At 72.4% G+C, this 8153-nt stretch carries 8 protein-coding genes and 1 pseudogene; 2 read left to right on the top strand and 7 right to left on the bottom strand.

What is annotated here, in order from left to right:
- A pseudogene (locus tag H5J29_RS35015) lies at nt 1–102 on the top strand (GNAT family N-acetyltransferase); the annotation flags it as partial.
- Here H5J29_RS35015 and dapB read toward each other — a convergent pair.
- Together dapB and H5J29_RS13560 are read right to left on the bottom strand one after the other, a co-directional pair.
- Nucleotides 88–822, bottom strand: coding sequence for a 4-hydroxy-tetrahydrodipicolinate reductase (gene dapB, locus H5J29_RS13565; RefSeq protein WP_181781306.1), 735 nt, complete (start codon nt 820–822; stop codon nt 88–90). The pseudogene H5J29_RS35015 and the gene dapB sit on opposite strands and share 15 nt — an antisense overlap.
- Nucleotides 819–1832, bottom strand: coding sequence for an ABC transporter substrate-binding protein (locus H5J29_RS13560; protein ID WP_181781305.1), 1014 nt, complete (start codon nt 1830–1832; stop codon nt 819–821). The genes dapB and H5J29_RS13560 overlap by 4 nt, the downstream gene beginning before the upstream one ends.
- A 71-nt stretch (nt 1833–1903) precedes the next feature.
- Between H5J29_RS13560 and H5J29_RS13555 the strand changes: the two genes are divergently transcribed.
- Complete coding sequence (locus H5J29_RS13555; RefSeq protein ID WP_181781304.1) at nt 1904–2674, top strand: helix-turn-helix transcriptional regulator; 771 nt, start codon at nt 1904–1906, stop codon at nt 2672–2674.
- Between the two features lie 4 nt (nt 2675–2678).
- On the opposite strand, the gene H5J29_RS13550 is transcribed toward H5J29_RS13555, so the two are convergent.
- The 5 genes from H5J29_RS13550 to rpsO all read right to left on the bottom strand — a co-directional run bounded on the left by H5J29_RS13550 (nt 2679) and on the right by rpsO (nt 7943).
- Nucleotides 2679–3155: a DUF456 domain-containing protein gene (locus tag H5J29_RS13550; protein ID WP_312858203.1), complete on the bottom strand. Its 477-nt coding sequence runs from the start codon at nt 3153–3155 to the stop codon at nt 2679–2681.
- A gap of 9 nt (nt 3156–3164) precedes the next feature.
- Nucleotides 3165–3755: a hypothetical protein gene (locus H5J29_RS13545; RefSeq protein WP_181781303.1), complete on the bottom strand. Its 591-nt coding sequence runs from the start codon at nt 3753–3755 to the stop codon at nt 3165–3167.
- An 89-nt stretch (nt 3756–3844) separates the two neighbouring features.
- Nucleotides 3845–5086: a M16 family metallopeptidase gene (locus H5J29_RS13540; protein ID WP_376768527.1), complete on the bottom strand. Its 1242-nt coding sequence runs from the start codon at nt 5084–5086 to the stop codon at nt 3845–3847.
- A gap of 113 nt (nt 5087–5199) precedes the next feature.
- Complete coding sequence (locus H5J29_RS13535) at nt 5200–7455, bottom strand: polyribonucleotide nucleotidyltransferase (RefSeq protein ID WP_181781302.1); 2256 nt, start codon at nt 7453–7455, stop codon at nt 5200–5202.
- A 218-nt stretch (nt 7456–7673) separates the two neighbouring features.
- A complete protein-coding gene (rpsO, locus tag H5J29_RS13530; protein ID WP_181781301.1) occupies nt 7674–7943 on the bottom strand; it encodes a 30S ribosomal protein S15 in 270 nt (89 codons plus the stop codon).
- Nucleotides 7944–8153 lie beyond the last annotated feature (210 nt).

The following is an 8153-nucleotide window of genomic DNA, read 5'->3' as shown; positions in this document are numbered from 1 at the left end:
GCGGGCTGGGCCGCCGACGGGGCCGTGCGGACGTTGGACACGGGCGAGGGCACCGTCCGGGAGGTCCGGCACACCGGGACGCTCGACCTACAGGCCGAGTAGCGGCTCCAGGCCGAAGGTCAGGCCCGGGCGCTGCGGGACCGCGCGGATCGCCATCAGCACGCCCGGCATGAACGACGCCCGATTGGCGCTGTTGTGCGAGATCGTGAGGGTCTCCCCGGCCTCGCCGAGGATGACGTCCTGCTGCGCCACCACCCCGGGCATCCGGACGGCGTGCACGTGGATGCCGTCGACCACCGCGCCGCGCGCCCCGTCAGGGTCGCTCGTGGTGGCGTCGGGCACGGGGCCGAGGCCGGCCTTCGCGCGGGCCTGCGCGACGAGGGTCGCGGTGCGGGCGGCCGTGCCCGACGGGGCGTCGACCTTCTTCTCGTGGTGCGCCTCGACGATCTCGACGGACTCGAAGAACGGCGCCGCGATCGCCGCGAAGTGCATCGTGAGCACCGCGCCGACGCCGAAGTTCGGGGCGACGAGCACCCCGAGGTCCGTCCCCGCGAGCATCCCGCGGACCGCCCCGAGCCGCTCCTCGTCGAACCCCGACACCCCGACGACGGCGTGCTTGCCCTCGCCGAGCACGTACCGCAGGTTGTCCATGACGACGTCCGGCCGGGTCAGGTCCACGACGACGTCGGCGGGGGCGATGTCGGCGATCGGGTCACCCGAGCCGATCTCCGCGACCAGCTCCAAGTCCTCGGCGCCGCGGACCGCCGCGCACGCCTCGGACCCCATCCGCCCCTTCGCCCCCAGCACCGCCACCCGGATCATGCAGGGGAGCCTACGGGGCGGGTCTCGGGGTTCCCGGCGACGGCCTTGTCGAGCAGCGGGACCAGCGTGTCGAGCACGTACGGCAGCGAGAGCGGGCTGGTGAAGTAGATCGCGCCGGCGAGGACGTCGTCGGTGAACACCAGGTTCCCGTTCTGCACCGGGGTGAGCGCGCGGTACAGCTGCTGCGCCTCCAGCTCGGTGCGGGCCTCGGTGTTCTCCGTCGCCCAGATGAGGACCTTCGCCGAGTTCAGCACGCCGAGGCTCTCGAGGGGGATGTAGGCCTGCTGCGAGTCCACCTCGGGGGCGAAGCGGTCGATGTCCGCGGGCACGGTGAAGCCGAGGTCGGTGAGGAAGTCCGTCGAGAGGCCGTCCTGGTAGGCGATGGCCTGGCCGTCGTAGAACGGCGCCTGCAGGAAGATCGCGGGGGTGCCGCGGAACCCGGGGTGCGCGGCGGCCACGTCGGCGAAGCGCTCCTTGATGCCGTCGACGAGGGCGGTGGCCTCGGAGCCCTTGTGCAGTGCCTGGCCGATCAGCAGGGTCTGCTGGTCCCACGGCGCGAAGTAGCTGCTCCCGCCCGCGGGCTGCGCGACGGTCGGCGCGATCGCCGCGAGCCGGTCGTACTGGGCCTGGTCGAGGCCCGCGTTGGTGGCGACGATCAGGTCCGGCCGCTGGGCGGCGATCGCCTCGAAGTCCGGGCCGTCCTTCATGGTGAGGACCGCCGGGGTCGCCGAGCCGAGCTCGTCTCGCGCCCAGGGCCACGTCGCGTGGGGCTGGTCGCCGTACCAGTCCGTCACGGCGACGGGCGTGACGCCGAGCGCCAGCAGGGTGTCGTGCTCGGTGTACCCCGCGCTGACCACGCGCTGTGGGTTCGGCGGCACGGTCGTGGTCCCGAACTGGTGCGCCACGGTCACCGCCTCGGGTGCGGGCGCCTGCGGGGCGGCGGACGAGCAGCCTGCCAGCGCGAGGACGACGGCGGAGAGCAACGCGGGGATCAGGACACGAGATCGCACGTCGGTGAGGCTAACCTCAGTACCCTGCTGGACATACCAGCTGAGCGTTCAGACCACCCCAGGGAGCAGCCATGACCCTCGCGGTACAGGCCCCGCCCTACGAGGGCCACGCGGGCGACGACGCCCTCGACATGTGGATCTGCCGGTTCGGTCTCGCCGAACCGGGCGGCTGGGGCCTGCACCGGCACCACCAGCACCAGATCGCCTGGGTGAGCGAAGGCCTGACGACGGCGGTGGTCGAGGGGCGGTCGTGGGTGCTACCGCCCACCCGTGCCCTGTTCATCCCGGCGCACGCGGTGCACGACACGGTCAACCGGCCGCCGTCCGCGCTGCACTGCCTCTACGTGTGGCCGCACGCCTGCCCGCTGGACTGGACCGCGCCGACCGTGATCGGGGTCGGCCCGCTGCTGCGCGAGCTGCTGCTGGCGCTGTCCGGGCCCGCCCTGCAGGCGGTGGAGGACTCCGCGCGCACCCTGCTGTTCGGACTGGTCGGGGCCGTGCCGGACCCGGGCGTCGAGGTGCGGATGCCCACCGACCGTCGGGCCAGGGTGGTCGCGGAGACGCTGACCGCCGATCCGGCCGACCCGCGCTCGCTCGACGACTGGGCGCCCGCGCTGGGCACGAGCGTCAGCACTCTGCGTCGGGCCTTCGCCGATACCGGGACGACCTTCACGGACTGGCGCACGCAGGTGCGGCTGCGGACCGCGCTCCCCCTGCTGGCCGACGGCGTCCCGGTCGCCGGGGTGGCCCGCCGCGTGGGCTACGCCTCGCTCAACGGCTTCGTCGACGCCTTCCGCCGCCAGTTCGGCCACACCCCGGCGGCCCACTTCCGGGAGCGCTAGCGTGCTAGGCGAGGATCAGGCCCGCGATCCACGCTCCGGCCATCAACAGCCCCGCGCCGAGCTCGATCAGGATGCTCCAGCCGACCGCGCGCAACGCGTGCTTCGTGGACGGCCAGGCTCTCGCCGAGCTGCCCAGCCGTGCGAGCTCGGCCAGGTAGACGCCGAGCACGAAGCCCAGGAACAGGCCGACCACGGGGATCACGAAGAACCCGATGATCCCGAGGACGGCACCGAGCAGCAGGGACCGGCCGGGCACGCCCGCGTCCTTCAGCTGCTTGCCGGGGACGAGGTACTTCACCACGGAGCCGAGCACGAGCAGCCCGGCGGCGATGCCGAACACCCACCACCCCAGGGCGTCCCCGCGCGGGATCGCCCACACGGCCACCCCCGCGAGCACCACGATGAGGCCGGGCAGGACCTGGGAGATCACCCCGAGCAGCCCGACGACGATCAACAGGCCCGCGACCAGCGACAACACCACCAGATCAGCCTACCCACCCACGTAGGGCGCCAGCGCACCGACGAGTAGGCCGATCACCAGGGACACCAGGATGACCCCGACCCGGCGGATCCAGCGCTCCCCCCGCTGCAGGGGCTCGCGCAGGAGCGGCCACTTCGCGGTCGCCAGCGCACCCGCCTCCGAACCCAGCGACACCCCGCGCGCGCGGAGGACGGCGAGCAGCTCGAAGCAGAAGTCGTCGCTCGGCCGGGCGAGGACGATCCGCCTGCCCTCCGTCGTGGTCGCCACGACCAGCTGGACCGGGCCGTCGGAGTCGACGCCACCGGCCCGGGTCTCGACGTCGACCCGGCGGATCGCCGTCAGCGGCAGCCGGCGTGGCCGCACCGCCCAGCCGCCGCGTCGGATCTCCGCGGGCCCGACCCACATCCGTTCCAGGAACCGCTCGTGCGCCACCCCGGCGACCACGCCGAGCACGGCCGCCACGACGAGCGGGAGCGACCCCAGGCCGAGGAGCCGGACGACCACCTCGACCACCGCCACGGCCGCACCCGCGGCGAGCCCGCTGCGGACGAAGGAGGCGGAGTCCACCCGATACTCCGTGGTGGTCGCCTCGCCGGGCACCCCCGCACGCTAACGAGCGGAGATGAACACCGGGTGACGCCACACATGTCCGACTCGCGCGTCGGAAGTGTGGGACTCGCGGGCGGGTCTCAGGCGAGGTCGTGGAGGGCGGCGGGGAGGTCCTCGGGCGCCTCGAACGGGCCCACGACCGCGGCCGTGAGGTCCTGGGAGAGCAGCTCGCGGGCCAGCTCGGCGACCTCCGCCTGCGTGACGGCGTCGATCCTCGCCAGGCTCTCGGTGAGGCTGCGCTGCCCGCCGTGGTCCAGCTCGGACCGGCCGAGCCGGTTCATCTTCGACGCCGTGTCCTCCAGGCCCAGCACCATCCCGCCGCGCAGCGAGCCCTTGGCCCGCAGCACCTCGGCCTCGGTGATGCCGTCCGCCGCGGCTCCCGCGAGCACGTCCCGCACCACCCCGACGACCTCGCCGAGCCGTTCCGGCGCGCAGCCCGCGTAGACCGACCACGTGCCGGCGTCGGAGTAGGAGACCTGCGCGGAGTAGACCTGGTACGCCAGCCCGCGCTGCTCCCTGACCTGCTGGAACAGTCGCGAGGACAGTCCACCGCCGAGCGCGGTGTTCAGCACCGACAGCACCGGACGGCGGGGGTCGTGCCGGTCCAGACCCGGCACGCCCAGCATGAGGTGGGCCTGCTCGGAGTCGTCCGTGCGCAGCGCGAGCGTGCGGCGCGCGGGCAGCAGCCCACGACCACCGCCGCGCGGTCCGACGGGCGCCGCGTCCGGCCCGTCCCCCAGCGCCTTGGCCGCCAGCTCGACGACGTGGGCGTGGTCCAGGTTGCCCGCCGCGGCGACCACCATCCGGGGCGCCGTGTACTCGGCACGCCAGAAGTCGTGGAGCGTCTCCCGGCTCATCCCGCGGATCGACTCCTCGGAGCCGATCACGGGCAGGCCGAGCGGGTGGTCGACGAGCAGGGCCTCGTCGAAGAGCTCGCCGAGCAGGTCCTCCGGATCGTCGTCTCGCATGGCGATCTCCTCGAGGACCACCCCGCGTTCCAGCTCGACGTCCGTGTGCGCCAGCTCGGCGCTGGTGACGACGTCGGCGAGGATGTCGAGCGCCAGCGGCAGGTCCTCGTCGAGGACGTGCGCGTAGTAGCAGGTGTGCTCCTTGGCGGTGAACGCGTTCAGCTCGCCGCCGACCGCGTCCATCTCCTCGGCGATCTCCTGCGCGGACCGCGTACCGGTGCCCTTGAACAGCAGGTGTTCGAGGTAGTGCGCCGCCCCCGCCTGGTCCGGGCGCTCGTCCCGGGAGCCGATGGCGATCCAGATGCCCAACGCGACGGAGCGCACGCCGGGGACGTGCTCGGTGAGCACGCGCACCCCGCCGGGCAGCGTGGTGCGCTCGACGCCCGGCGACGCGCCCTCGGACGCACGAACGGCACCCCCGCGCGGACCTGCCGCGCGAGGGTGCCGTTCGTGGGAGTACGGAGTGCTCAGCTGGAGACCTCGGCCGGAGCCTGGTCCGACTCCGCCGGGGCGTCCGCCGGGGCCTCGCCGTTGGTGGCGGCGCCCTCCTCGACGACCGGGATCAGCGAGATCTTGCCGCGGTTGTCGATGTCGGTGACCTCGACGCGCAGCTTGTCGCCGACCTTGCAGACGTCCTCGACCTTGCCGATCCGCTTCCCGGAGCCGAGCTTCGAGATGTGGACCAGACCGTCCTTGCCGGGGACCAGCGAGACGAAGGCGCCGAAGGCGGCGGTCTTGACGACCGTGCCCAGGAACCGCTCGCCGATCTTCGGCAGCTGCGGGTTAGCGATGGCGTTGATCATGCCGATCGCCTCCTCCGCCGAGGGGCCGTCCGCCGCACCGACGTAGATGGTGCCGTCGTCCTCGATGGAGATGTCCGCGCCGGTCTTCTCGGTGATCGAGTTGATCATCTTGCCCTTCGGGCCGATGACCTCGCCGATCTTGTCGACGGGCACCTTGATCGCGGTGACCCGCGGCGCGTAGGTGCTCATCTCGTCGGGGCCGTCGATGGCCTCGCCGATGACCTCGAGGATCGTCATCCGGGCGTCCTTGGCCTGCGACAGCGCCGCGGCCAGGACCTCGGACGGGATGCCGTCGAGCTTGGTGTCGAGCTGCAGGGCCGTGACGAACTCCGGCGTGCCCGCGACCTTGAAGTCCATGTCGCCGAACGCGTCCTCGGCGCCCAGGATGTCCGTCAGCGCGACGTACTGGGTGGTGCCGTCGACCGTGTCGGAGACCAGGCCCATCGCGATGCCCGCGACCGGAGCCTTCAGCGGCACACCGGCGTTGTACAGCGCCATGGTGGACGCGCAGACCGAGCCCATCGACGTGGAGCCGTTGGAGCCCAGCGCCTCGGAGACCTGGCGGATCGCGTAGGGGAACTCCTCGCGCGTGGGCAGCACGGGCAGCAGGGCCCGCTCCGCCAGCGCGCCGTGGCCGATCTCGCGGCGCTTCGGCGACCCGACGCGACCGGTCTCACCGGTCGAGTACGGCGGGAAGTTGTAGTGGTGCAGGTAGCGCTTGTGCGTCTCCGGCCCCAGCGAGTCGATCTGCTGCTCCATGCGCAGCATGTTCAGCGTGGTGACACCCAGGATCTGGGTCTCGCCGCGCTCGAACAGCGCCGAGCCGTGCGCCCGCGGGACGACCTCGACCTCGGCCGACAGCGGCCGGATGTCGGTGAGCCCACGGCCGTCGATGCGGACCTTGTCGCGCAGGATCCGCTGGCGGACGAGCTTCTTGTTGAGCGACCGGAACGCGGCGCCCAGCTCCTTCTCGCGGCCCTCGAACTGCGCACCCAGGGACTCGAGCACGGCGAGCTTGACCTCGTCCGTCTTCGCCTCGCGCTCCTGCTTCGGGCCGATGGTCAGCGCGGCGGCCAGGTCGGTGCCCGCGGCCTTCTCGACGGCCTCGAACGCGTCCGGCTGGTAGGCCGGGTACGTCGGGTAGTCGCGGACCGGCTTGGCGGCCACGTCGGCCAGCTGCTGCTGGGCGATGCAGAGGGTGCGGATGAACGGCTTGGCCGCCTCCAGCCCCTGCGCCACGATCTCCTCGGTGGGCGCCTGCGCGCCGCCCGCGACGAGCTCGTTCGTCTCGGTGGTGGCCTCGGCCTCCACCATCATGATCGCGACGTCGTCGCCCACGACACGGCCGGCGACGACCATGTCGAAGACGGCCCGCTGCAGGTCCTCGAACTGCGGGAACGCGATCCACTGGCCGTCGATCAGGGCGACGCGGACGCCGCCGATCGGGCCGGAGAACGGCAGGCCGGACAGCTGCGTCGACGCCGAGGCGGCGTTGATCGCGAGCGCGTCGTACGGGTCCTGCGGGTCCAGCGACATCACGGTCACGACGATCTGGATCTCGTTGCGCAGCCCGTCGACGAACGACGGGCGCAGCGGCCGGTCGATGAGCCGGCAGGTCAGGATCGCGTCGGTGCCCGGACGACCCTCGCGGCGGAAGAACGAGCCGGGGATCTTGCCGATGGCGTACATCCGCTCCTCGACGTCCACCGTGAGGGGGAAGAAGTCGAAGTGCTCCTTGGGCTGCTTCGACGCCGTGGTGGCGGACAGCAGCATGGTCTCGTCGTCCAGGTAGGCGACGACGGATCCGGCGGCCTGGCGCGCGAGGCGCCCGGTCTCGAACCGGATGGTGCGGGAGCCGAAGCTCCCGTTGTCGATCACTGCGGTCGTCTCGTAGACGCCGTCGTTCTCGAGGTCGGTCATGAAGTGGGGTCTCTCCTTCTGAGAGCTTTGTGCCACCTCTGCCGGGGATCCTCCGCGGAGCCGGTCTTCGATCGAAGCGCCCGGAACCCGTTGTTCCGGGAGCCACTACCGAGGACCGGCGGATCTGCTCGGTCTAGAGGGTGGCGGTGGGGTTCAGTTGTGACCGGTGCTCCGACCCCGGGCCGAGGCGGCACCCGCCGCCCCGGCCCGGGTCGGGCTCAGCGACGCAGGCCCAGCCGCTCGATCAGCGAGCGGTAGCGCTGGACGTCCACCGACGCCAGGTACTTCAGCAGCCGGCGGCGGCGGCCGACCATGAGGAGCAGCCCACGGCGGCTGTGGTGGTCGTGCTTGTGCAGCTTCAGGTGCTCCGTCAGGTCGCTGATCCGCTTGGTCAGCAGGGCGACCTGCGCCTCGGGCGAGCCCGTGTCACCCTCGCGGGTGCCGTACTCGTCGAGGATCGTCTTCTTGTCTGCGGCGGTGAGTGCCACTTGGTGGTGCTCCTTCGTTGGTGACGTCCGTGGGGCCCGCGCCCGGGCCTCGCGAGCACCGCCCCGGAACGGGACGGCTCCCGCGTGGGGGCGGGTGGTCGGAACGGCCGCCACGGACTGCAGCCGAACCCACAGGCAAGGCTACCAGCGCACCCGTACCCGCCCGCCGCCACCCATCCATCGGGGCCGGTCAGGCGGGGTGTCCCGGGT

It is taken from the genome of Pseudonocardia pini, from assembly GCF_013870575.1.
GTDB classification, from domain to species: domain Bacteria; phylum Actinomycetota; class Actinomycetes; order Mycobacteriales; family Pseudonocardiaceae; genus Pseudonocardia; species Pseudonocardia pini.
Note: the sequence above shows the minus strand (reverse complement) of the source record. Positions and strands in the feature narration are given on the sequence as shown.

Coding starts and splice junctions, on each gene's coding strand:
- H5J29_RS13535 (WP_181781302.1), bottom strand. CDS start 7,455: ATGACCGACCTCGAGAACGACGGCGTCTACGAGACGACCGCAGTGATC.
- dapB (WP_181781306.1), bottom strand. CDS start 822: ATGATCCGGGTGGCGGTGCTGGGGGCGAAGGGGCGGATGGGGTCCGAG.
- H5J29_RS13555 (WP_181781304.1), top strand. CDS start 1,904: ATGACCCTCGCGGTACAGGCCCCGCCCTACGAGGGCCACGCGGGCGAC.